Origin of the sequence: Psychrobacter pasteurii, from assembly GCF_900162815.1 — a bacterium.
In the GTDB taxonomy this organism is placed as follows: Bacteria; Pseudomonadota; Gammaproteobacteria; order Pseudomonadales; family Moraxellaceae; genus Psychrobacter; species Psychrobacter pasteurii.
In genome coordinates this window covers 15,020-37,974 of sequence record NZ_FUGD01000089.1, presented here as the reverse complement: position 1 = coordinate 37,974, position 22,955 = coordinate 15,020, and the positions used below count along the sequence as shown (strand labels likewise).

The window sequence follows — 22,955 nt, the reverse complement described above, 5'->3', positions numbered from 1 at the left end:
GGTTGTAGGATAAATTATCCGTGAGTTATTAAGTGATAGACATGAAAAAACCCGATACTTAGTATCGGGTTTTTTTTGACTTAATTTAACGGTGTGCTTAGTGACTTATTTAAGGTCGTTTTTACGATTTTCTTCAACATTTTTCTCGTAACGCTCTTCCCAGTAAGTGGCATTTTTGATACCGAACTTCTTAGGATCAAACACGAAGCGTTTTGCTGAAGTACCGCCACCCGCTTTCAATTGGGCTTCGTAGTCTTTAAGCATAGTAAGCGTTGGTTTTGCCACAAAGAAGATAATGATAATACCAATGATGTTCAACCATGCCATTAAGCCAACACCAACGTCGCCAAGACCCCAGATGTAGCCTGATGTGTTTAGTGCACCGTATGCAACCATAAACATGATAACCACTTTTACTACAAACAGACCTGTTTTACTCGCGCCTTTACCCATGAAGCGAGTTAAGTATGAGATGTTAACTTCTGCAATATAGTAGTAGGCTAAGATAGTGGTGAATGCGAAGAAGAATACAGCGATTGCGATGAATGAGTCACCGAATGTACCGTAAACTGATTCCATAGCCATCTGAGTGAATGAAGGCGAGCTAATAGCGGTATCAGCAGGAACGTTCTGTACGATGAACTGACCGTCTGGTAAGTTACCTTGAATGTTGTACATGCCAGTAGACAAAATCATGAAGGCCGTTGCAGAACAAACAAATAGAGTATCAACGTATACAGAGAAAGCCTGTACTAGACCCTGCTGTGATGGATGGTCAACGGCAGCAGCTGCGGCAGCGTGAGGACCAGTACCTTGACCTGCTTCGTTAGAGTAAACACCACGTTTAACACCCCAACCAATAGCAGCACCAAAACCGGCTTGAGCGGTGAATGCATCACCAATAATCATGCCGAATACTTCAGGAACTTTACTGAAGTTAGTGAACATAATTAGTACGGCAAGAATGATATAGCCAAGCGCCATGAACGGTACAGCGTATTCAGCGAAGTTTGCAATACGCTTAATACCACCAAAAATAATGAAACCTAGAACCACTAAAATGATACCAAGTGCAATCAGACGGACTGAACCGACTTCCATGCCCATGAAGTTCACGATTGAACCTTCACCGGCAACTTGGGCAACTGCGTTAACAACACCGTTTGCCTGTACACCTGGTAAGAACACACCACACGCAATGATTGAAGAGATGGCGAACAAGATGCCATACCACTTCTGGCCTAGGGCGCGTTCAAAGTAATAAGCTGGACCACCACGGTATTCACCCGTGAGGACGTCGCGTTCTTTATAGATCTGACCAAGCGTTGATTCTACATAGGCTGTTGATGCCCCTAAAAAGGCCACAACCCACATCCAGAATACAGCACCTGGACCACCAAAACCGATGGCAGCAGCAACACCAGCGATGTTACCCATACCAACACGACCCGCTAGAGAAACAGCCAGGGCCTGGAATGATGAAATACCGTCGTTGTCAGGTTTGCCTCTAAATAAAAGACGCAGCATCTCTTTAAACAGGCGAAGCTGAACAAAGCGGGTCATGATTGAATAAAATAAACCGGCTCCTAAACAGAGATAGATTAGAGCGGGACTCCAAATAATATTATTTAAAGCACTTACGATGCCTTCCATAGTGTGTTTCCTAGTGTTAGCAAATTGAGTAACGTACCTGTCGCTCAATTAATTGTAATATTCTAAAAGTGTGTACAGCGCTTATTTAATTAACAGTTCTGTAGAAAAAACTAACCAATACAATTAGATAAACACAAACACATAAGTAAGTTGTACTCTTAGTCACTGTAAGCTAGTTTGGCTAAATGTTACACAAAAGTACCCCTAAGTAACTGCAATTTGCCACAAAAAAAAGTAAATTGCTAGATGATTTTTCAATATTTGCTAAAAAAAATTATAAAAATTAGCCAGTTGATACTTCTTGTTAAGCCTATTACTATCGTGATATTAGGGTAATGCGGTTGTATTTAGGTAACAAAAAATTGTATTAATTGTGCTTTGATATCATTCAACAGTACAATCGCAGTACCTTACTATTAAATTTAAAAAATCTAAAGTGAGATTATGGGTTTACCCTTTTATTAGAATATTTTTTCGGAGTAGTTATGTCACGTAAATCAATCCTTAAGCCGCTTATGTTATCTACTGTTTTAGGCATGTCGGCAGTGAGCTTATCAGGTTGTGGTTATAACAACCTACAAGCACAAGATGAGCAGGTTAATGCTGCTTGGTCAGAAGTGGTCAACCAATATCAGCGCCGCGATGACCTAGTGCCAAACTTAGTTAAAGTGGTTAAGCAGTACGCTGATCAAGAACAAGAGGTATTCACTCAGGTAGCTGAGGCCCGTTCAAGAGCAGGTAGCATTCAACTGACGCCTGAGACACTAAATGACCCACAAGCCATGGAAAACTACCAAGCGGCCCAAGCTGAGATGACGGGTGCCTTATCGCGCTTAATGGCTGTGTCTGAGCGTTATCCTGAGCTGAAATCAGATAAATTATTCCAAGACTTACAAGCCCAGCTTGAAGGCACTGAGAACCGTATTACAGTGGCTCGTAACCGCTATATCCAAGAGGTTCAAGGCTACAATACGACAGTGCGTCAGTTCCCAACCAATATCACTGCAAAAGTATTTGGTATGGATACTAAGCCAAACTTCACTGTTGAAAATGAAAAAGATATTTCAACAGCGCCAGAAGTTGATTTTGGTGAGTAATTAAAGCTTGGCGAAAGCCTAGACGGTAATTTGGTCTAACGAGTCGTTATCTGTAATAAAGTAGCTTATAAGTCCTTGGCCTATAAGCTACCAATTAACCTGTCTTTTCAACACAGATGGTGGTGTGAGAAGGCAGTTTTAAAATAAGTGTATTAAAGTAAAGTGGTGATGATGCGCATGCAAAAGTTGAAACGTAGCTGGTCAATATTGTCAATCATAGGCGCGGCCCTATTGGTAACGCCTGTCAGTTTTGCCGTTGATGGCGAATCTACAAGTGCGACATCATCTCAATCTTCTCAGCAATTGGGTGACCAAAGTGTTGAAGATTTGGTGGCCATTGCCAAAGCAGGTCAGCAGAACGAAGCCATTAATGATGCCATCTTTGGTAACGAGGCGATTACTGATAACCTGCCTAATATAGGTGAAACCGGTAGTGAAGAGAGTTCTCAAGCAGAAGTAGCCACAGCTGAGCCACGTCAATCTACCGCCCAAGGTGTGGATAGCGATAAGCTGATTTTAAACTCACCTGTGGTAGATCAAGCCAATGTCTTTACTCCACAAGAAAAACAGCTACTAACCCAAAGACTACGTCATATTTATGATCAAGGCTTAGCACAAGCTGCCTTAGTCACTGTGCCTACCACCAATGGTATGGATATATTCCAATACAGTTTGCAAGTGGCTGAAAAGTGGCAATTGGGTAATAAAGATACCGATGATGGCTTACTGATATTGGTCTCAGTAAATGACCGTAACATGTATATATTGTCAGGTTACGGTTTAGAAGGGGTGTTACCTGATGCCGCTTTGAACCGAATTATTGATGAAGAGATAACGCCTTCCTTTAAGCAAGGTGATTATGCGGGCGGATTGATCAAAGGCATCAACCGTATCGAAGAGCGTTTGGTTGCTGATCCTGATGTTTTAGCTCAGTCTGATGCCTTAGCAAAAGAGCGGGCGCAAGCACAAAATCAAGCAGCAGGGGATACGCCTTCGTTGTTTGGTACCTTCCTTATCGCGCTAATTTTTGGATTATTTTTAACCTCCGCATTAGGTCGTATTCTTGGCTCCTTTGTTGCAACGGGCGGCTTTGCTTTAATGGCCTTATCAGCAGGCGCCGGCTTATTCACCACTATTTTTATGGCGATATTCCTATGGCTATTCCTAATTTCACGCGGCGGTGGCGGCGGTGGAAAAGGGGGCGGCAAAGGCGGTAGAGGTCGTCGTGGCGGTGTGGTAGTGTTCCCAGGTGGCGGCTTTGGCGGCGGCGGTGGTTTTGGTGGAGGCGGCTTCGGCGGCGGAGGTTTTGGCGGCGGAGGCGGTGGCTTCGGTGGTGGTGGCGCTGGCGGCTCATGGTAAGCTGATAAGCAAAACCAATATTTAGCGGCTTAGATTTCACAATAAACGCCCTTAATATACAACTCTCTATGGCTACAATAGCCGATATAAAAACAAGGTTTGAGGTAAGACTGACATGCAACAAAAAGCAAAGCCCGACTTAACATCTGTGCATCCCAACGCCGCTCAGGGACATACTGTGGTCAGTGAACCAAGCTTTGCAAGATGGTGGCGCCAAGCAGTTTTTATTCCTATATTGCACAATCGCTGGGTATCTGATGCCGTAATGCAGCGTCTCACTAAGAAGGTCACTGAGGTAGAGAAGGGGCACCGTGGTGAGGTGTTCTTAGTAATAGAAAACCATCTGCCCATTAACTTAGCTTATAGCGTGGGCACTCGTGAGCGAGCTATTGATTTGTTTAGCTTATACCGAGTTTGGGACACAGAAGAAAACACTGGGGTGCTGGTCTACGTTAATATTTGCGAGCATACCTTAGAGATTGTGGCTGATAGAGGAATTAACGCCCATGTCAGCCCAACGGTGTGGCGAGCTATGTGTGATAAGGCTATTGCAGGTATGGCCAAAGGTAATATAGAGCAAAGCTTATTAGATTTATTAGATGAAATCGGACTTCTACTCAGACAGCATTATTATTTAGAACACGACCCAGAAGGGAATGAGCTTTCTGATACTGTGGTGTTTCTAAAATAAAAACAGTGCAATAAAAATAGGGCAAAAGTAAAAAAGCTAGGCTTTGTAATAAAGCCTAGCTTTTTTTATGTCAGTTCAAGTTTGTTTTATTAAAGTAGAGCAGCAGAAAGATTAGGTAATACTTCTCCAGCTTTGCCTGCCAACACCACATCAATTAGTGGGTTTTGAGTTGGGTGTAAGTTAATTTCAATTAGCTTGGCGCCCCTGCTTTTTGCCAATTGTGACAAGGCAGCAGCAGGATAAACTAAGCTTGAAGTCCCGATACTAATGAACACGTCACAATCTGCTGAGGCCTGTTCGGCATATTGCCAAGCACCTGCTGGCAACATTTCACCAAACCAGACAATATCAGGTCGAATATAAGCGTCACATTCAGGGCAGTTAATGAGCGTGTCTTGGTCGTAATTGATCTCACCTTGGTATGCCGTCTCACACTGGCTGCACTTATTTTTCCACAAATGACCATGTAGGTGAGTAACTTGACTGCCTGCTTGCTCATGGAGGTCATCTACGTTTTGGGTAATGAGGCTCAGTGTCTTACCTTGAGTCTCTGCCCACTTTTGTAGAGTGGCTAGGGCGTGATGAGCAGGATTAGGCTGCTTGTCTTTAACCAGATTGCGGCGCCATTGATACCAAGACCAGACCATCTTAGGGTCACGTTCAAAAGCATCAATACTGGCTAAGTCTTCTGCTCTATAGTTCTCCCAAAGCCCCGTTTGTTTGTCCCGAAACGTAGGAATACCACTTTCTGCAGAGATACCTGCTCCGGTTAAGATACAGATATGTTTTGCGTTTTGAAGTAGGGAAATGGCTTGTTGTATATCATTGGTCATAAAACACCTATATAAGCTTGGGTTTGTGTATCATAATATACTATTAATAATAGGAGGACGTATGAATCAGACTTTTAGTGGCGCGATGTTGCTTGGAGCAGTGCTCTTATGTGCTCTGGTATTGTTTGGTATTGCCTTGGTTATAAAGCCAAAGACAGCAGGTGCTCGGTCGAATAAAGCTACCAAGAATAAAATGAATTTAAACAAAGCCAAACCGCAGTTTAATAGTAAGGCTGGAGCCTTTGGTAAGGCATCCAACGAACAATTACTCAAGCTAAAAAATCAAATCAGTAAGAACTTCCCAGATTTTACGGCCTTAATGCGTGAGCATCATTTGGTGTTAGAAAGAAATGCCAAAAAGGTCGCTTTACTGACATTAGATGCCAATGCAGCTCTAGGACGTCGCCGTTTAGGTGAGGTGACGGTTATTAATTTTCACAAGCTTCCTAGTGTGGAGGAGCTGAGAATAGAACTCAGCGGTGTCTAGCTAGACTGTTAACCTTTGTAATAATACAGTAAACTGAATGTTTAAAATAATGCGCGGCTCACTTTCTGAGCTTATGCGGGTTCATTGTTATCTAAGTTATTCTAAATTAATTAAACTTACAGGCTCACGTTATTATGCAATGGCAACAAGAGAAAAACTTACAGGATGTTGAGTTAAGGGACCAAAATAGGCCAGATACCGGTTTTTTATCTTGGTCCAACTATATAAAAAAGCACAGGGAGGATCCTAGCCAAAGATACCAAGTAGCCCAAAAGTTCTTGCCTTGGCCTCTTGGATTTAAGGAATCCGTGCTTGCCCTTAGAGCCATCATTCGGGATAAAAAGAAAGCGGATGTGGACTATGAGTCGGATTTATTGTCTCTTTATCATCTTGCGGCTTGGGAATCTTTTTGTCCAAAACAGTGTGAAAGTATAGACGAGCCCGCTTTTAAAGTATTTGATCAAATTCCAGGTGGGGTAGTTGCCGATTTAGAAGTCGACTATCAGCAATTAGGGTATAAGCAGTTAAAGCTGGTTACCAAAACAGATGCTAAAATGTTGGTCAGTTTATATGGTGAGCCAAAGCAGCACAGCACCTTAAACCAATTATATGCAGAAGTTTGGCAACAAGCAGAGCAAGATTATCTTAATCGCTTACAAACGAGCGAACCTGCCGAACAGCTAGAAGAAGCGAGTGAGCCAAAATTAAAGTATGGGCTTAGTACCGCTTCTAGGAAATATGATGCTAACGGGCAGGTGATAGCCTCGCAGAAGTCTCCTTCTCAAGCAGAAAAGCACATCAAGGCTAGAATAAGATCTAGCCAAAAGGCAGCGCAGGAAACGGAGAAGGAAGATAGATATTCAGCTATGGTGGCTCGTGGTAAACAGTTATCTGGGCTGGTTGTTCAAGCTTTAAGAGAAAGAAGACTGATTAAAGAGAGAGTATTAAACGGCTCGTTCAAGAATATTAAACAGACTTTAGCCAACAAAAAAATGGTGACTGTTTTGGGAGCCAGCTGTCTGGTCATGACTAGAAAGTTACGTTCTCATAATCGAAATAAGTAACTTCATCGTAAGAAGTTAGAAGCAAGTAAAATGAGTCTCTTTAATCCTGCGCTATGCAGTGTTTATCGAGGCTCTTTTTCATAATATAGGCTTTGACAAGATATAAGTAATAAGAGGTATTGAGAAAATACGGGGAGTGGTGCGCTTGGCGGGAATCGAACCCACGACCCTCGGCTTCGGAAACCGATACTCTATCCAACTGAGCTACAAGCGCATATTTTTGGAAATGTTAAGCTAATTAAGTCCATTAAAGTGTTGAAGATGGCCGGACTTAAGCTCGCTAGTCTAGCAAAATCCATCAAAAAAAACCAATGTTATCACGCTTAATAAATGACAAAGCCTACGAAAATTTGATACATTAGACACCATTCGTAATAATAGGGTAACTTAATTAGGCCAAAAACAGCCTTTTGTCGTAAAAGTCACCATTGAAACATGGCTTTTAACCCCATTTTCCCATTATAATATTAGGGAAAAGAATTTATTACTGGTTTTATATTAAAAAGTTAAAACAATTCACTCAATCATACACGACGTTTTGGGATGGCTTAGCCATTATTTAGCAATAGCTGCCCAGAGACGTCGCTCTAAAAAGAGATTGTGACGCATGAAAAAAATCGTGATGTTATCCGCCGCCGCCATTCTTGGTCTATCAGGCATTTCTTTAAGCCAAGCTGAAGACGTCATTGATCCAGCTGCGCAAACAACAGAAGCTGCTGCTGAGACTACTGATGCTTCAGCTGAAGCTCCAGCAGATGCTGAGGCTACTGACGCAGAAGCCGGTGCTGAAGCTGAAGCACCTGCCGAGCCAGTAGAAGAAGAGCCTATTCCTGAAGATACCCCTCAAGTTAAGAAGCTAATCGCTTTATATCCAAAGCTTGTTGAACGTATTCAGCCTTACGGTAAAGTTTGCTTTGAAGGTGATGACAACTGTGACATTACTTTAACAGCTTCAAGCGCTGGTGTTGAAGGTGAAGTTCGTGATGGTAAAGCGGTTTATGACGCTATTTGTCAGACTTGTCACGGCAGTGGTGTGTTAGGTTCACCTAAGCTTGGTGACGCAGGTGCTTGGGCTTCACGTATTGGTCAAGGTACTAGCACGCTATATGATCACGCAATCAATGGTTTCAACGCGATGCCAGCCCGTGGTGGTGCAGACATTCCAGATGAAGAAGTTCAAAACGCCGTTGATTATATGATTGAACAGTCTAGCTAATTGCTGAAGACTTAGCTTCTAAAGTACCCAATTTATAACTAAGACGCTTACTGTAAAGTGAGCGTCTTTTGTCGTTTCAATAATTGATTAATATTATCAATGTCTATGTTTCCTTCAAGGTGGGTTTAATAATAGATTTTCGGCACCATATATAGCAATTATCATCCTCACTATAAAAGCTAATAAAGATGTGAATTTATGACTAATACAACGCCTGCATTACAGATTAACAATCTATCCAAAGTCTATGGCAACGGTTTTACTGCCTTAAAGAACGTGAATCTAACTGTACCTCAAGGCGGATTTTTTGCTTTGCTAGGGCCCAATGGTGCCGGTAAGTCAACCATGATCGGTATTATTAGTTCGTTATTTAAGCCGACTGAAGGTAGCGTTCAAATCTTTGGTACTGACTTATTACAAAACCCTTCGATTGCCAAGCAATACTTAGGTATTGTCCCGCAAGAGTTTAACTTTAACCAGTTTGAGAAGGTTCAAGATATCTTAATCACTCAAGCCGGTTACTTTGGCATTCCTGCTAAAGAGGCGAGACCAAGAGCCAAAAAACTGCTGACCGCACTGGGGCTTTGGGACAAACGTAATAATAAAGCCCGTGAATTATCAGGCGGTATGAAACGTCGACTAATGATTGCCCGAGCGCTGATTCATAAACCCAAGCTGCTTATCTTAGATGAGCCAACAGCTGGGGTGGATATTGAGCTGCGACGTTCAATGTGGGAATTCATGCAGCAAATTAATGAAGAAGAAAAAACCACCATTATTCTAACCACGCACTACCTTGAAGAAGCCGAGCAGCTGTGCCGTTATATCGCCATTTTAGATCATGGTGAAATCCGTATTAATACTGAGATGAAAGAGCTGCTGACCCAGCTGTCTATTGAAACCTTTATCTTTGATTTCAAACAGCCAGTCTCTGGTAAAGTGTCTATTAGCGGTATCACCTCTTATACTCAGCCGGACAATCAAACCCTTGAGGTTACCTTAACAGAAGGCGAGTCGCTAAACGGGGTGTTCGAACAGCTAACACAACAAGGCATCGAAGTATCAAGTATGCGCAACAAAGCCAACCGCTTAGAAGAACTATTTATGCGTCTGGTAGAGCAAGGTGTACAAAGCAAAGATAGTATGAAGGAGGCTGGACTATGAGTAATATCAATGAACAATCGGTGAACAACACACCCATTAATAATGATGGCTTAACTTTTGCTCAAAAGTGGGTTGCCTTTCGTACTATTTTAATCAAAGAAGTGCGCCGTATCTTACGTATTTGGCCACAAACTTTGCTGCCCCCTGTGATTACCATGAGCTTGTATTTTATCATCTTCGGTAAAATGATCGGCTCACGTGTGGGAGAGATGGGCGGTGTGCCTTACATGCAGTTCATTGTACCGGGTCTGATTATGATGTCGGTCATTACCAACAGTTACTCTAACGTGGTCTCCAGCTTCTTTAGTGCCAAATTTACCTCTAGTATTGAAGAGCTGTTGGTATCTCCGGTCTCTAAACACTCCATATTAATTGGTTATATTGGGGGTGGGGTGTTTCGTGGATTGATGATTGCGATTATTGTCTCTATTGTGGCCCAGTTCTTTACTAAGTTAGGTATCGAGCATTTCTTTGTTATGGTATTTACGGTACTGGGAACTTCTATTTTATTCTCATTGGGTGGTTTTATTAACGCCGTATTTGCCCGATCATTTGATGATATCTCAATTATTCCAAGCTTTGTGTTGACCCCTTTGACCTACTTGGGTGGGGTGTTTTATTCCCTAGAGAATTTATCACCATTTTGGCAAAACATCTCACTATTAAACCCAATTGTTTATATGGTTAACTCATTCCGCTACGGTATCTTGGGTTATTCTGATGTGAATGTTTGGTACTCGATGGCCGCGATATTTGTCTTCTGTGCGATATTTTATGCCATTGCTTATCGCTTATTGGATAACGGCTCACGCTTGAGACTGTAAGACGTAACACTTCAAATTTATATTTAGGATAGGACTTACTTATGAGTATTCATGGTGTATTAGGGGAGAGTACCAGCTACCCAAAAACTTATCAGCCAGATACCTTATATGCAATCCCACGCTCAATGGGCCGCAATGAAATTAATTGGCAAGATGATAAGTTACAGGTTGGGGTAGATTGGTGGCATGCCTTTGAAGTGTCTTGGCTTAATCCTCAAGGTATTTCACAGATGGCGATTGCTCGCTTTGGTATCCCTGCAAGCTCACCGAATATCGTTGAATCTAAGTCGCTTAAGCTGTACCTAAATAGCTTAAACTTTACTGAGTTTGAAAGCTGGGAGGCTGTGCAGCAAACCATAGCAAAAGACCTTGCCGCTTGTGTTGGAGCTGACGTTGAAGTATCGCTGTTTGAGCTTGACGCTATTAGCTCTGGCAGTGAAGCAGACACAGGGTTTTTGATTGCTCACCCTAAAGGTAAGTGTATTGATAAAGCACTAGATAACTCAGAAATTAAGGTTGAGTTGGTTGAGCATCCAGATGCTAAGTTTTTAGCAGAAGAGGGTCAGTCGGAGTCTGTGTCAAATGAAGCTGAGAAAGAGTATCAGCTGTACTCAAATCTACTGCGCAGTAATTGTCCGGTGACCAATCAGCCAGACTGGGGTACTTTGGCGATAGATATCACCACATCACAATACATTGATGAGGCAAAACTACTAAGCTATATTCTTAGCTTCCGTCAGCACAACGGCTTTCATGAGCAGTGTGTAGAGCAAATATTTGCGGATCTAAGCCAAAGATATAGCCCTTCAAAGTTAATGGTCCGCGCTTGGTATACTCGTCGAGGCGGGATTGATATTAACCCTTGCCGAGTTAGTGACAGCAGCTTACTGCCTAAGCCAAGCCGCTTGGTGCGTCAATAATGCTTGGTATGTTAATAATATAGGCATACGCGGTATTCAATTAAATTGCATATTGTTAAACCTTAAACCCAAGAGTGATTCGCTCTTGGGTTTTTTTGATGTCTAAAAATTTATCATTTAAATTCAATTGATTAATTTAGGTATGGTGTTGTATTAATTTAATTTAGTTGACATGAGTGACAAAACAACGGATTATAGAATTATGATTAGTCGGTTAACCTTCTCTACCGAGTTAGTTAACTAAAAAGTAGCAACTATTGTTGGATTACCATTCACTTTAGGGTGGCTTCTTTTGATGTGATGAGTTAGACAGTGGGGCATTAACTGTTATTAATTCAGGGACTTATCGGTCTACAGCGACTAAGTAATCATTCTAAATGGTAATCATAGCTTTATGATGCCTTTAGTTTGATGGGTATAATTTTTTATACTTTTTAACCCGATTTGTATGTTTCAACAGTGGCATTTAACCTTGCAACTTTGAGTCAACAGCACACCAATCTTGTTAAATTCTTAAAAATGGTCTTGCTTGTCTAGTAAGATATTGCTTTGTTAAGCGTCGTTTCGTCACCGTATTTTTAAGCTCCCATATCACATGGCTAATGCCTGTTGGTATTTTTTGTCGTGTCTGTAGGGTTATTTAATTTTATGGATATGAGTTGTAAATTATGAATAAAATGAAAGTTTGAATAGAGTTAAAAGTAAGTCAAGAAACTTTTAATAGACTATTTAAAGTATTAGGTGCATACCAAAAGTATGCTTTGCTAACCAGCAACTTTTATTACAAAAGCCTTATCACATCCCGCAATAAAATAGGTGATGACAGTGACTCAAACAACCCAAAGCCCTAATATGACAGGGCATACCCAAACCGCACACGCTGCCATTAACTTCGGCAAGAAGCGTGAACTTTTAGAAAATGGCGATGGGCCAATCATGCTCTCTGGCGGCGAAATGCTGGTCCAGTCTTTAATTGACGAGGGCGTCGAGTATATTTTCGGTTATCCAGGTGGTGCCGTTCTACATATTTATGATGCTATCTTTAAACAAGATGCTATTGAGCATATTTTAGTACGTCATGAGCAGGCGGCGGGTCACATGGCGGATGCCTATTCGCGTCGCACTGGCAAAACGGGTGTGGTACTAGCGACTTCAGGTCCTGGTGCAACCAACACCGTAACTGCCATCGCTACTGCGTTTATGGATTCAATTCCAATGGTTGTTATTTCAGGTCAGGTACCTAAGCATCTAATCGGTGATGATGCTTTCCAAGAAACAGATATGGTTGGGGTGTCTCGTCCTATCGTTAAACACAGTTTCCAAGTGCGCCATGCTAGCGAAATTCCTGAAATTATCAAAAAAGCATTTTATATCGCTCAGTCTGGTCGTCCAGGCCCTGTAGTTATTGATATTCCAAAAGACACGACAGCACCACACGAGAAGTTTGAATACAATTATCCAGAGTCTGTAAATCTGCGTTCTTATCAGCCTTCAGTAAAAGGCCATAGTGGTCAAATTAAAAAGGCGATTGAAACTTTATTGGCAGCCAAGCGTCCTATCTTATATTCAGGTGGTGGCGTTATCTTGGGTAATGCTCATGAAGAGTTAACCAAGCTGGCCCGTCAATTAAATCTACCCGTTACCAATACGCTAATGGGATTAGGGGCTTTCCCAGGCTCTGACCGTCAGTTCGTGGGTATGCTAGGTATGCACGGTACTTATGAAGCGAATATGACCATGCACCATGCCGATGTGATCTTGGCAGTGGGCGCTCGCTTTGATGACCGCGTTACCAATGACGTAAAAAAATTCTGTCCAAGTGCGACGATCATTCATATCGATATTGACCCTGCGTCTATTTCAAAAACCATCAACGCCGATATTCCAATTGTAGGTGATGTGAAGTCAGTATTGACTGATATGCTTGAGCTATTAGAAGGTGATGATAAGCAGTTAGATCAGCCTGCGCTATTAGATTGGTGGTCACAGATTAATGAGTGGCGCAAGCGTCATGGTCTACGTTATGACACCAGTACTGAACATGGCATGAAGCCGCAATCTGTGGTAGAAAAGCTATATGAAGTGACCAATGGTAATGCGATTATTACCAGTGATGTGGGTCAGCACCAGATGTTTGCTGCGCTTTATTACAAATACAATGAGCCGCGTCAATGGTTGAACTCAGGGGGGCTAGGCACCATGGGTGTTGGTCTGCCTTATGCCATGGCAGCCAAACTGGTAGAGCCTGAGCGTGATGTGGTCTGTATCACCGGTGAAGGGTCGATTCAGATGAACATTCAAGAGCTATCTACTTGTTTCCAATATGGATTGCCGGTTAAGATTTTATGCCTAAACAATGCTCAATTGGGTATGGTTAAGCAGTGGCAGGATATGCTGTATGAAGGTCGTCATGCCTCTTCTTACATGGAGTCGTTACCAGACTTCGTTAAGCTTGCAGAAAGCTATGGCCATGTTGGTATCAAAATTACTGATCCAGCCAAGCTAGATGAGCAGTTGGCTGAAGCAATGGCAATGAAAGACAAACTTGTATTTATTGATGTTTACGTGGATCGTCATGAGCACGTATATCCAATGCAAGTTGCAGGGCAGTCTATGCGCGATATGTGGTTATCAAAAGGGGAGCGTACCTAATGCAACAACATCTAATCTCTGTACTAATGGAAAACGAAGCTGGGTCGCTATCACGTTTGGTTGGTCTGTTTTCACAGCGTGGCTACAACATCGAAACCCTAAACGTAGCCCCTACGGAAGACGAAACTATTTCGCGTTTGACCCTGACTACCAATGCCAGTGCTGACAAAATTGAGCAAATCACTAAGCATTTGCACAAGCTAATCGAAGTGGTTAAAGTAATCGACTTAACAGATAACGCTCACGTAGAACGTGAACTGATGTTAATTAAAGTACGGGCTACCGGCAGCGCGCGAGCTGAAGTTAAGCGCAGTGCAGATATCTTCCGTGCTCAAATTGTGGATGTCACTTCAAGTCTTTACACCATTCAAATTGTTGGTGACGAAGCTAAGCTTGATGGCTTTATTGAAGTTATTGGCCGTGACCGTATTCTAGAAGTGGTACGCTCAGGTGTGATTGGTATTCTACGTGGTGAGCGCACGCTTAGCTTGTAGTTTTGTTTGATCCAAGTATTTTATAATAACTCAAGCGCTTGTCGGTTTAAGGAATTAGTTGCAAGGGCTTGAGTTAAATTTAAAAGTTGTAATATTAAAGAGTTGAATTTCAACACCACCCTCTATTTTCAACATGACTTGAAAGTATTTAAAAGGACTAAATTATGAACGTTTATTACGATAAAGATTGTGACTTATCTATCATTCAGGGCAAAAAAGTAGCTATTATTGGTTACGGTTCACAAGGTCACGCACACGCGCTTAACCTTCAAGACTCAGGTGTTGACGTAACTGTAGGTCTACGTGCGGGTTCAGGTTCATGGAAAAAAGCTGAAAACGCTGGCCTAAAAGTAGCTGAAGTTGCTGACGCTGTACAGGCAGCTGAAGTAGTAATGATCCTTACTCCAGATGAGTTCCAAAAATCTTTATACGAAGACGTTATCGAGCCAAACATCAAAGAAGGTGCAACGCTTGCATTCGCCCATGGTTTCGCTATTCACTACAACCAAGTAGTGCCACGTAAAGACTTAGACGTCATCATGGTTGCTCCAAAAGCGCCAGGTCACACAGTACGTTCAGAGTTTGTTAAAGGCGGTGGTATCCCAGATCTAATCGCTATCTACCAAGACGCTTCAGGTCAAGCCAAGCAAGTTGCTTTATCTTACGCAGCCGGTGTTGGTGGTGGTCGTTCAGGTATTATCGAAACTACTTTCAAAGATGAAACTGAAACTGACCTATTTGGTGAGCAAGCGGTACTTTGTGGTGGCGCAGTTGAGCTTGTGAAAATGGGCTTTGAAACCCTAACTGAAGCAGGTTATGCTCCAGAAATGGCTTACTTTGAGTGCTTACATGAGCTTAAGCTTATCGTAGACTTAATGTATGAAGGCGGTATCGCTGATATGAACTACTCAATCAGTAACAACGCTGAGTACGGTGAATACGTAACCGGTTCTGAAGTAATTAACGAACAGTCACGTGAAGCGATGCGCAATGCCCTAAAACGCATTCAGTCTGGTGAATATGCGAAAATGTTCATCGCTGAAGGCGCGGCTAACTATCCATCAATGACTGCTCGTCGTCGTAACAATGCCGATCATCAAATCGAAAAAACAGGTGCTAAGCTACGTGCGATGATGCCTTGGATCGGTGGTAACAAAATCATCGATAAAGAAAAGAACTAATTTTAGTTATTAATGCTAAGCCATAATAGCTGTTGTTACACTTTATCTAGGTAAGCTGTGACAAATTAGTTAGGCTGTCATTACTAAAAAGCTCATGTGTCTATAGACACATGGGCTTTTTTGATGTTTGGCTGTGTGCCCCTTGAAGCCGTTAAAAAAGGCGCTATATAGTATTAATACCCAAAACAAAGATAAAGCTATTTTTAAAACAACAGCTATTTTTGGAATAATGAAAATAAAAAAGGACCGATTTAGATTATGGATACCCAGTGGCTTGCACATATTGATCCTCCTTCCATCTACATTGCCCTAAGTGCAGTGGTGGCGCTGCTAATCTGGACAGAAGGGCAGATGCTAAAGAAAACCGAGGGCAAGCTACCGAAGTCTAAGTTTTTTCATATAAGCTCAATAATTGATACTTCCTGGTTGTTTGTTTCTATCGCTGTCTTTTATTTAATGGATTTCAAATCCATTGAGATGGCGGTGCCTGTGGCTTACTGGATTTATACCATAGCAGGCTGGGTTTATGGCAGCCGCTTATTAAAGCGCACTGGGCTGCCAAACAGTCCTGAAGAGTTGGTTATTCCCAAACCCTACATAGCTTTTAGCCAGTCATTTGCGACAACTTACTTTGCTTTATGTGTCTTTGTTCTGCTGTTTTCTAAGCTAATTGGTTAGCTGAAATTTACATTTTTTACATCAAACCAACTAAAACTACAGATATTGTTAGGACAAGCTGTTTAAAGCTGTTATACTATCCCATAGTAAGTAAGTTACTTTTTGAATGAATAGCACAGCTACTGATTCAAACATGACTGCATTTAATCGTAGGAATGTAACCTAAGTGGCTATTTATTAGAGTGAAGATTAGTCAACATTCTAATCAATACTACTCGATTTACGTTTTCTACTGACTTGATATCTACCTACCTAGAGTAGAGCAGGTCTGTTAAAAGCATCATGACTATAGTTAAATCAATTTTATATTAGGAAAAGTTATGTCAGAACGTGTACAAGGTACTGTTAAGTGGTTCAACGAAGCTAAAGGTTTTGGTTTCATCGCACAAGACGATGGTGGTCAAGACGTATTTGCTCACTACAGTGCTATTCAAGGCAGCGGTTTCAAAACCCTAGCCGAAGGTCAAAAAGTTACTTTCGTATTAGGCCAAGGCCAAAAAGGTCCACAAGCTGAACAAATCGAATCAGCTGAATAATTTATTGTAGGCTTTGACCTACAAAAAGGCAGGAATCATCTATAAAGGTGATCCTGCTATAAAAAGACAACCTTTTGGTTGTCTTTTTTTTGGCCAGAAATTACTATTAGGTACCCAGGAGTCCAAAATTACAAATAATATCAGGGCCACTAGCGACGAAAAATAAAAATTCTAGGTGAAAACTAAGAAATATCGAAAAAATTTATGACCCTTTATTCACGGCAACGGCTTGACCTAATTGGGTTGGTCACGCAATATAAGAGTCGTTTGATAATAAATGTTTATTTGTAGCATGCTGAAACCAAAAAAAAGGTTGTCCAAAACTATTTTTGGTTTAGTAGAATAGATAAGGGATAGGTTAACTGGCCTATAGATGGAATAATATCTGTTAATTAAATCCTACAAATTGTTATATATATTAGTCCCCATATTGGCTAAGATGTATAAGAATTAATTTTTTAGTGCAAGATAAGATATACTTTGCACTTGGTTTGAAATCGTAAGTTTAATTATTCATAACATTAATAAACGAGGAACGTATGAAAGCATTAGTCGCTGTTAAGCGTGTGATTGACTATAACGTAAAAGTTCGCGTTAAAGCTGATAACTCTGGCGTTGATCTGAGCAACACTAAAATGTCAATCAACCCATTTTGTGAAATCGCTGTTGAAGAAGCGGTACGTCTAAAAGAAGCGGGCGTAGTTGATGAAGTTATCGTTGCTTCAATTGGTCCTAAAGAAGCTCAAGAGCAGATTCGTGCTGCTTTAGCACTAGGCGCTGACCGTGGTATCTTAGTTCAGACTGATGAAAAAGCATATCCTCTACAAGTTGCTAAAATCCTTAAAGGTATCGCTGAACAAGAAGGTACGGATGTAATCCTTCTTGGTAAACAAGCTATTGATGATGACAACAACCAAACTGGTCAGATGCTTGCTGCATTAATGGGTATCGGTCAAGGTACGTTCGCATCAGAAGTTAAAGTTGAAGGCGATAAAGTAAACGTTACTCGTGAAATTGACGGTGGTTTACAGACTGTTGCGCTACCACTGCCTGCAGTAATCACTACTGACTTGCGTCTAAACGAACCACGTTATGCAAAACTTCCAAACATCATGAAAGCTAAGAAGAAACCACTTGACGAAAAAACACCAGCTGATTTCGGTGTAGAAATGGTTTCTAAGCAAGAAATTGTGAAAGTAACTCCACCAGCTGAGCGTTCTGCAGGTGTTAAAGTTGGTTCAGTGGATGAGCTAATCGACAAACTAAAAAATGAAGCAAAAGTTCTTTAATTGTTGAACTAACTTCTTATAAATTTGATTAGTTTTGTTGGTTATCAGCCTGTCATAAGGCAAATTAAAGTAAGTTAGACCTAAGATGACAGGCGATAAGGAACAGTTACCAAATCACAATCTTCTATAATTATTTGAAAGGATAATAATCTCATGGCAATTTTAGTATATGCAGAACATGATAATGCCGAGCTAAAAAAGGCAACTCTAAGCACAGTTACCGCTGCAACTCAAATGGGCGACGACGTTCATGTATTAGTAGCAGGTTCTGGTTGTAAGCCAGTAGCTGAACAAGCAGCAAAAGTAGCTGGCGTAAGCAAAGTAATCTGTGTTGATAGCCCAGCATATGAATACCAATTGGCTGAAAACGTATCTTTATTAGTTAAAGATTTAGCTGGCGATTACAGCCACATCGTTGCTCCAGCAACCACTAACGGTAAAAACTTTATGCCACGTGTTGCTGCGTTATTAGACGTGAGCATGATCACTGACGTAATGCAAGTTATCGATGCCAATACTTTTGAGCGTCCTATCTACGCAGGTAACGCATTAGCGACTGTTAAGACTTCTGAAGACAAAGTACTAGTTACTGTACGTACTACTGCGTTTGATGCTGCAGCTGCTGAAGGTGGTTCAGCTTCCATCGAAGAGCTAGACAATGCTCAAGACGCTGGCAAATCAAGCTTCGTTGGCGAAGAGCTAGCTAAGTCTGACCGTCCAGAGCTAACTTCTGCTGAAATCGTTGTATCTGGTGGCCGTGCATTAGCAAACGGTGAAAACTTCACTAAATACATCGAGCCACTAGCTGACAAGCTAGGCGCTGCTATCGGTGCATCACGTGCTGCCGTTGACGCAGGCTATGTACCTAACGATATGCAGGTTGGTCAAACTGGTAAAATCGTTGCACCAAGCCTATACATCGCAGCCGGCATCTCTGGTGCTATCCAGCATTTAGCAGGTATGAAAGACTCTAAAGTTATCGTTGCTATCAACAACGATCCAGAAGCACCAATTGCAACTGTTGCTGATTACTTCTTAGAAGCGGACTTATTTGACGCTTTACCAGAGTTAACTAGCAAGCTGTAAGTTATTGCCGCAAGGTAATTGCAGTTAGCTTCTTATTATCTGAAGAGATAATAAGTAGTTAATAATAGATAGTTAAAAGCCTTCAACTTAGGGTTGAGGGCTTTTTTAATTTTATTGAGTCTAGGGTATGAATTTAATCTCCAAAGCGAATATTATTCAGATTACAGCGGATCAACAGGATCAAAGTTTGCTGCAGCAAGTTGCTGATATTGAGCACAGAGTGCAGTTTGACAGTTGGGATAAGCTACAGATTGAAGAGTTATTACAGCAAGATATCAATCAGTGCTGGGCTATATTGAGCTCTGAAGATAATCAGCCACAGGTTGCGGCATACTGTATTATCAGCAGTGTATTTGAGGTGGCTGAGGTGTTACGTATAGGCACACACCCTCAGTTTCAGCGCCGCGGTTTGGCGCAGTCTTTGTTACAAGCGTTAATCCAGTCCATGCCGGAGAAAAAGTTAGAAAGAGTCTTATTAGAAGTAAGACAGGATAATACACCAGCTATCGCTTTGTATAAAAAAATGGGGTTTGAAGTGATCCATATCCGTAAAGATTATTACTCCATACCAATAGATGAGGCAGGGGGTGAAAGCAAGTGTGATGCGCTAATTATGCAGTATGAGCTAGCCCATCATTAATAGGTTTACTTTCATAGTCTTATACTTCTATCGTCTCACAAAGTTTACGGCTGAAGTACTGATTAGACTTAGTACCTCATCATGATCAGGAGTTTGGGAGAAATAAACCCAATGATTATTTATTAATAATTCAATGGGGGTGTAATCCGTTTTATAACTCATCTTTTTGACCGTAGGAATCCAAAAGCCCAAATAAACATACTCTAGACCTAGGTTTTTTGCCGCTTCAATTTGATTCAAGATACAAAATACCCCCAGGCTGCGAGAATTATAACTGGGGTCAGGGTCAAAGAAAGTGTAGATGCTAGATAAGCCGTCGTTTAGTTGGTCGGTAACAGCCACAGCAATGAGCTTGTTATTGGGCTCTCTGACTTCCATAAATAAAGTGTCTGTTGGACTGTCTACCAAGAACTGCTCAAAAGTATGCAGGCTAGGGGGATACATATCACCATCGGCATGACGTACAGAGATATACTTTTGGTATAAAGCATAGTGCTCTTGAGTGGCCTGGGTCGCAGGAACAAATTTGACGCTCACTTCTTTATTGCGATTGATCACTTTTCGATAGCGCCGAGAAGGGGTAAATTCGTTGACGACCACTCGGCTAGAGATGCACTGAGCACAGTGTTGGCAGCTGGGTCGATAAAAAGCATTGCCACTGCGTCTAAAGCCTTGACTGCTTAGCTGAGTATATAGCTTTGAATCAATGCTTTGAGTGGGCTGTAACAGCAAAAAAGTCAGCTGAGAAATCTGGTTGGACAGATAGCTGCACAGGCTAGGAGGAGAGAGGTTGAAGCTGCTTTGCTTCTCTACATTTTCCCGATGTACTATGCTTTCACGGTTCATAATATTGTCTGCATAAGGATGCATCTAACTTAATCCTTGCGGTTAGGTTGGGTAATGCTGGGGGAGGGCGCGTTAAGTGTCGGCTCAATCGTATGTGCTAATTGATTAACCAAATATCGAGTGTCAGAGAATAAATGCCAATCTAAGCTTGGTTGGGATACCCAGCCACTCAATTCAGCCAAAAACAGCTGTCTTGGCATAATCCCTGCTCCTAAGCTTTGTAAATGTGGATTGGGTAACTGACAATCTATCAGCTCAACGCCTGTATGCTGGCAAAAATTATTTAAGGCCCAAAACGCTACTTTTGAGGCATTACTTTGACGATGAAACATCGACTCACCAAAATAGATTTGGCCGATTTTTAAGCCATATAATCCACCAATCAAGTTATCCTCATCCCAGACTTCAAAGCTGTGTGCGTAACCGAGCTCATGAAGCTCAGTGTAGGCTTGTATCATCTCATCATGAATCCAAGTGTCATCAGCATAGCTACGCGGTAAGCTGCAGGCGTGAATAACCTCTTCAAAGGCTTGGTTGACACTCCAGTGCCAAGAGCTTGATTTGGCTAAGCGCTTTAAGGATTTACTGGGACTAAAGGAGGAGGGATCCAGCACACAACGTGGCTCCGGAGACCACCAGGCAATGGGCTCATCTTCATTAAACCAAGGAAATAACCCTTGTGAGTAAGCCGATAGTAGGGTTTGGGGTGCTAAATCAGCACCAATAGCGATCAAGCCTAATCCTTCAGGGTCTGCCACATCAGGCTTTGGAAACAGGTAGTTGCAGTCAAATAAAGCGGAGGCAGCGTATGACTCTTGCTGACTTTGTGAAAAGGCATTTGACTGGCTCTGATTGTCTGAGGTCACAAAGTTTATCCTCCATTAAAAAAATAAATTAAGCTCCGTAATATGGCACAAGAAGCCTGTTATTTATCAAGTATATCAATTGCATAGGCGTTAGCAATAATTGCGGTTTATTAACATCAAAAAAAGTGCCAATCAATATTTGATCAGCACTTTTATCATGTTAGCTCTTATTTATTATAGAGATAAACGTATTATAGAGATCAGCTTACGCTTGCTTATCTGCTGTCACAGTGGAAGCGTAAGTATGATCTTTGGCGTTAGCTTCACCAATTGAATCCAGATATTTTTCTGCATCTAAGGCAGCCATACAGCCGGTACCTGCAGAAGTAATGGCCTGACGATAGACGTGATCTGCTACGTCACCGGCAGCAAACACCCCTTCAATACTGGTTTGGGTGGCATTACCTTTGGTACCACTGTTCACGGTTAGGTAGCCATCTTTCATGTCTAACTGACCAGCAAACATGTCTGTATTTGGCTTATGACCAATGGCCACAAACATACCCATAACGTCTAGCTGCTTGGTGCTGCCATCTTGAGTTGACTCAATAATCACACCGTTAACACCCATCTCATCACCAACCACTTCTTTTACTTGGTGGTTCCATTCAATGGTGATGTTGCCGTTTTTCTCTTTTTCAAACAGCTTGTCTTGTAAGATCTTCTCAGAGCGTAAGCTATCACGGCGGTGAACTAGAATCACTTCTTTAGCAATATTTGATAGGTATAAAGCTTCTTCGACGGCTGTGTTACCACCACCGATAACTGCAACTTTTTGGTCTTTATAGAAGAACCCATCACAGGTAGCACAAGCAGAAACGCCTAAGCCTTTAAACTTCTCCTCTGATTCAAGCTGTAGGTACTGAGCAGAAGCACCCGTTGCGATGATTAGCGCATCACAGGTATAAGTGCCCGCATTGCCTTCAAGTTTAAAGGGACGTTCAGTTAGAGTCACTGAGTTGATATGGTCGTTGACGATTTCAGTACCAAAGCGTTCGGCGTGCTCTTTCATACGAACCATTAGGTCAGGACCGGTTAAACCATGAGCATCACCTGGCCAGTTATCAACGTCTGTTGTGGTTGTTAGCTGTCCACCTACTTGCATGCCAGAGATGATAACTGGCTTTAAGTTGGCTCGTGCTGCATAAACGGCTGCTGAATATCCAGCAGGGCCTGAACCTAAAATGATTAGTTTTTCGTGGCGAGCAGCATTGGTGTCTTGTGTCATGGTTTTTCCTTATAGTTTGGCGTGTTTTAATAAGAGGGCGTCAGTTGGATAAGGGCGCATATAGCTAGGTCAGTGACCTATATAGCTGGGTTAATGGCCCTTTTTATCGACGTCTGTATTTATAAGAATGGGGGCATTTGTTTACAATAGC

Annotated in this window: 22 protein-coding genes and 1 tRNA gene; 17 read left to right on the top strand and 6 right to left on the bottom strand. The window is 41.8% G+C overall.

Annotation, left to right across the window (positions count from 1 at the left end; all coding sequences use genetic code 11):
• Positions 1-105: 105 nt before the first annotated feature.
• Positions 106-1,653: an alanine/glycine:cation symporter family protein gene (locus A1232T_RS08295; protein WP_077448984.1), complete on the bottom strand. Its 1,548-nt coding sequence runs from the start codon at positions 1,651-1,653 to the stop codon at positions 106-108.
• Between the two features lie 485 nt (positions 1,654-2,138).
• On the opposite strand from A1232T_RS08295, the gene A1232T_RS08290 reads away from it, so the two are divergent.
• The 3 genes from A1232T_RS08290 to A1232T_RS08280 all read left to right on the top strand — a co-directional run bounded on the left by A1232T_RS08290 (position 2,139) and on the right by A1232T_RS08280 (position 4,800).
• Positions 2,139-2,750 (top strand): LemA family protein, encoded by a 612-nt coding sequence (locus A1232T_RS08290; RefSeq protein ID WP_077448983.1) that lies wholly within the window; start codon positions 2,139-2,141, stop codon positions 2,748-2,750.
• Between the two features lie 177 nt (positions 2,751-2,927).
• On the top strand, positions 2,928-4,109 hold the full coding sequence (locus A1232T_RS08285) for a TPM domain-containing protein (protein ID WP_077448991.1): 1,182 nt from the start codon (positions 2,928-2,930) through the stop codon (positions 4,107-4,109).
• 115 nt (positions 4,110-4,224) lie between these two features.
• Positions 4,225-4,800 (top strand): TPM domain-containing protein, encoded by a 576-nt coding sequence (locus A1232T_RS08280; protein ID WP_077448982.1) that lies wholly within the window; start codon positions 4,225-4,227, stop codon positions 4,798-4,800.
• 89 nt (positions 4,801-4,889) lie between these two features.
• Here A1232T_RS08280 and A1232T_RS08275 read toward each other — a convergent pair whose 3' ends face one another.
• Positions 4,890-5,633: an SIR2 family NAD-dependent protein deacylase gene (locus tag A1232T_RS08275; protein WP_077448981.1), complete on the bottom strand. Its 744-nt coding sequence runs from the start codon at positions 5,631-5,633 to the stop codon at positions 4,890-4,892.
• 61 nt (positions 5,634-5,694) lie between these two features.
• Here A1232T_RS08275 and A1232T_RS08270 point away from each other — a divergent pair, with 61 nt between their 5' ends.
• Both A1232T_RS08270 and A1232T_RS08265 read left to right on the top strand, forming a co-directional pair.
• Complete coding sequence (locus tag A1232T_RS08270; protein WP_077448980.1) at positions 5,695-6,120, top strand: hypothetical protein; 426 nt, start codon at positions 5,695-5,697, stop codon at positions 6,118-6,120.
• A gap of 134 nt (positions 6,121-6,254) precedes the next feature.
• Complete coding sequence (locus tag A1232T_RS08265; protein WP_077448979.1) at positions 6,255-7,184, top strand: hypothetical protein; 930 nt, start codon at positions 6,255-6,257, stop codon at positions 7,182-7,184.
• Between the two features lie 137 nt (positions 7,185-7,321).
• Here A1232T_RS08265 and A1232T_RS08260 read toward each other — a convergent pair.
• Positions 7,322-7,398 (bottom strand) — tRNA-Arg (locus tag A1232T_RS08260).
• Between the two features lie 393 nt (positions 7,399-7,791).
• On the opposite strand from A1232T_RS08260, the gene A1232T_RS08255 reads away from it, so the two are divergent.
• The 12 genes from A1232T_RS08255 (at position 7,792) to rimI (ending at position 19,864) form a co-directional block, all read left to right on the top strand.
• Complete coding sequence (locus A1232T_RS08255) at positions 7,792-8,400, top strand: c-type cytochrome (protein WP_077448978.1); 609 nt, start codon at positions 7,792-7,794, stop codon at positions 8,398-8,400.
• Between the two features lie 198 nt (positions 8,401-8,598).
• The gene (locus tag A1232T_RS08250) at positions 8,599-9,564 is read left to right on the top strand and encodes an ABC transporter ATP-binding protein (protein WP_077448977.1); all 966 of its coding nucleotides are present in this window, start codon (positions 8,599-8,601) and stop codon (positions 9,562-9,564) included.
• Positions 9,561-10,388, top strand: a complete 828-nt coding sequence (locus A1232T_RS08245) for an ABC transporter permease (RefSeq protein WP_077448976.1) — start codon at positions 9,561-9,563, stop codon at positions 10,386-10,388. Before A1232T_RS08250 ends, A1232T_RS08245 begins: the two co-directional genes overlap by 4 nt.
• A 41-nt stretch (positions 10,389-10,429) precedes the next feature.
• Entirely contained in the window at positions 10,430-11,308 is an 879-nt protein-coding gene (queF, locus tag A1232T_RS08240; RefSeq protein WP_077448975.1) for an NADPH-dependent 7-cyano-7-deazaguanine reductase QueF, read from the top strand.
• A 936-nt stretch (positions 11,309-12,244) separates the two neighbouring features.
• Positions 12,245-13,960, top strand: a complete 1,716-nt coding sequence (locus A1232T_RS08235) for an acetolactate synthase 3 large subunit (RefSeq protein WP_208606932.1) — start codon at positions 12,245-12,247, stop codon at positions 13,958-13,960.
• The gene (ilvN, locus tag A1232T_RS08230; protein ID WP_077448973.1) at positions 13,960-14,454 is read left to right on the top strand and encodes an acetolactate synthase small subunit; all 495 of its coding nucleotides are present in this window, start codon (positions 13,960-13,962) and stop codon (positions 14,452-14,454) included. The genes A1232T_RS08235 and ilvN overlap by 1 nt, the downstream gene beginning before the upstream one ends.
• A gap of 164 nt (positions 14,455-14,618) precedes the next feature.
• A complete protein-coding gene (gene ilvC, locus A1232T_RS08225; protein WP_077448972.1) occupies positions 14,619-15,635 on the top strand; it encodes a ketol-acid reductoisomerase in 1,017 nt (338 codons plus the stop codon).
• Positions 15,636-15,893: 258 nt separating this feature from the next.
• Positions 15,894-16,313 (top strand): hypothetical protein, encoded by a 420-nt coding sequence (locus A1232T_RS08220; protein WP_077448971.1) that lies wholly within the window; start codon positions 15,894-15,896, stop codon positions 16,311-16,313.
• Between the two features lie 320 nt (positions 16,314-16,633).
• Positions 16,634-16,849: a cold-shock protein gene (locus A1232T_RS08215; protein WP_007394029.1), complete on the top strand. Its 216-nt coding sequence runs from the start codon at positions 16,634-16,636 to the stop codon at positions 16,847-16,849.
• Positions 16,850-17,388: 539 nt separating this feature from the next.
• Positions 17,389-18,138 carry an electron transfer flavoprotein subunit beta/FixA family protein gene (locus tag A1232T_RS08210; RefSeq protein ID WP_077448970.1) on the top strand — a complete coding sequence of 250 codons (750 nt, stop codon included), beginning with the start codon at positions 17,389-17,391 and terminating at the stop codon, positions 18,136-18,138.
• Positions 18,139-18,291: 153 nt separating this feature from the next.
• On the top strand, positions 18,292-19,224 hold the full coding sequence (locus A1232T_RS08205; protein ID WP_077448969.1) for an electron transfer flavoprotein subunit alpha/FixB family protein: 933 nt from the start codon (positions 18,292-18,294) through the stop codon (positions 19,222-19,224).
• Positions 19,225-19,351: 127 nt separating this feature from the next.
• Positions 19,352-19,864 carry a ribosomal protein S18-alanine N-acetyltransferase gene (gene rimI / locus A1232T_RS08200; RefSeq protein ID WP_077448968.1) on the top strand — a complete coding sequence of 171 codons (513 nt, stop codon included), beginning with the start codon at positions 19,352-19,354 and terminating at the stop codon, positions 19,862-19,864.
• Positions 19,865-19,891: 27 nt separating this feature from the next.
• Here the strand turns inward: rimI and A1232T_RS08195 are convergent, their stop codons facing one another.
• The 3 genes from A1232T_RS08195 to trxB all read right to left on the bottom strand — a co-directional run bounded on the left by A1232T_RS08195 (position 19,892) and on the right by trxB (position 22,804).
• On the bottom strand, positions 19,892-20,734 hold the full coding sequence (locus tag A1232T_RS08195; RefSeq protein WP_077448967.1) for an arginyltransferase: 843 nt from the start codon (positions 20,732-20,734) through the stop codon (positions 19,892-19,894).
• Positions 20,735-20,739: 5 nt separating this feature from the next.
• Positions 20,740-21,486, bottom strand: a complete 747-nt coding sequence (gene aat, locus A1232T_RS08190; protein ID WP_244152427.1) for a leucyl/phenylalanyl-tRNA--protein transferase — start codon at positions 21,484-21,486, stop codon at positions 20,740-20,742.
• A gap of 295 nt (positions 21,487-21,781) precedes the next feature.
• The gene (gene trxB / locus A1232T_RS08185; RefSeq protein WP_077448965.1) at positions 21,782-22,804 is read right to left on the bottom strand and encodes a thioredoxin-disulfide reductase; all 1,023 of its coding nucleotides are present in this window, start codon (positions 22,802-22,804) and stop codon (positions 21,782-21,784) included.
• Between the last annotated feature and the right edge of the window lie 151 nt (positions 22,805-22,955).

Coding starts and splice junctions, on each gene's coding strand:
- A1232T_RS08295 (WP_077448984.1), bottom strand. CDS start 1,653: ATGGAAGGCATCGTAAGTGCTTTAAATAATATTATTTGGAGTCCCGCT.
- A1232T_RS08290 (WP_077448983.1), top strand. CDS start 2,139: ATGTCACGTAAATCAATCCTTAAGCCGCTTATGTTATCTACTGTTTTA.
- A1232T_RS08285 (WP_077448991.1), top strand. CDS start 2,928: ATGCAAAAGTTGAAACGTAGCTGGTCAATATTGTCAATCATAGGCGCG.
- A1232T_RS08280 (WP_077448982.1), top strand. CDS start 4,225: ATGCAACAAAAAGCAAAGCCCGACTTAACATCTGTGCATCCCAACGCC.
- A1232T_RS08275 (WP_077448981.1), bottom strand. CDS start 5,633: ATGACCAATGATATACAACAAGCCATTTCCCTACTTCAAAACGCAAAA.
- A1232T_RS08270 (WP_077448980.1), top strand. CDS start 5,695: ATGAATCAGACTTTTAGTGGCGCGATGTTGCTTGGAGCAGTGCTCTTA.
- A1232T_RS08265 (WP_077448979.1), top strand. CDS start 6,255: ATGCAATGGCAACAAGAGAAAAACTTACAGGATGTTGAGTTAAGGGAC.
- A1232T_RS08255 (WP_077448978.1), top strand. CDS start 7,792: ATGAAAAAAATCGTGATGTTATCCGCCGCCGCCATTCTTGGTCTATCA.
- A1232T_RS08250 (WP_077448977.1), top strand. CDS start 8,599: ATGACTAATACAACGCCTGCATTACAGATTAACAATCTATCCAAAGTC.
- A1232T_RS08245 (WP_077448976.1), top strand. CDS start 9,561: ATGAGTAATATCAATGAACAATCGGTGAACAACACACCCATTAATAAT.
- queF (WP_077448975.1), top strand. CDS start 10,430: ATGAGTATTCATGGTGTATTAGGGGAGAGTACCAGCTACCCAAAAACT.
- A1232T_RS08235 (WP_208606932.1), top strand. CDS start 12,245: ATGCTCTCTGGCGGCGAAATGCTGGTCCAGTCTTTAATTGACGAGGGC.
- ilvN (WP_077448973.1), top strand. CDS start 13,960: ATGCAACAACATCTAATCTCTGTACTAATGGAAAACGAAGCTGGGTCG.
- ilvC (WP_077448972.1), top strand. CDS start 14,619: ATGAACGTTTATTACGATAAAGATTGTGACTTATCTATCATTCAGGGC.
- A1232T_RS08220 (WP_077448971.1), top strand. CDS start 15,894: ATGGATACCCAGTGGCTTGCACATATTGATCCTCCTTCCATCTACATT.
- A1232T_RS08215 (WP_007394029.1), top strand. CDS start 16,634: ATGTCAGAACGTGTACAAGGTACTGTTAAGTGGTTCAACGAAGCTAAA.
- A1232T_RS08210 (WP_077448970.1), top strand. CDS start 17,389: ATGAAAGCATTAGTCGCTGTTAAGCGTGTGATTGACTATAACGTAAAA.
- A1232T_RS08205 (WP_077448969.1), top strand. CDS start 18,292: ATGGCAATTTTAGTATATGCAGAACATGATAATGCCGAGCTAAAAAAG.
- rimI (WP_077448968.1), top strand. CDS start 19,352: ATGAATTTAATCTCCAAAGCGAATATTATTCAGATTACAGCGGATCAA.
- A1232T_RS08195 (WP_077448967.1), bottom strand. CDS start 20,734: ATGCATCCTTATGCAGACAATATTATGAACCGTGAAAGCATAGTACAT.
- trxB (WP_077448965.1), bottom strand. CDS start 22,804: ATGACACAAGACACCAATGCTGCTCGCCACGAAAAACTAATCATTTTA.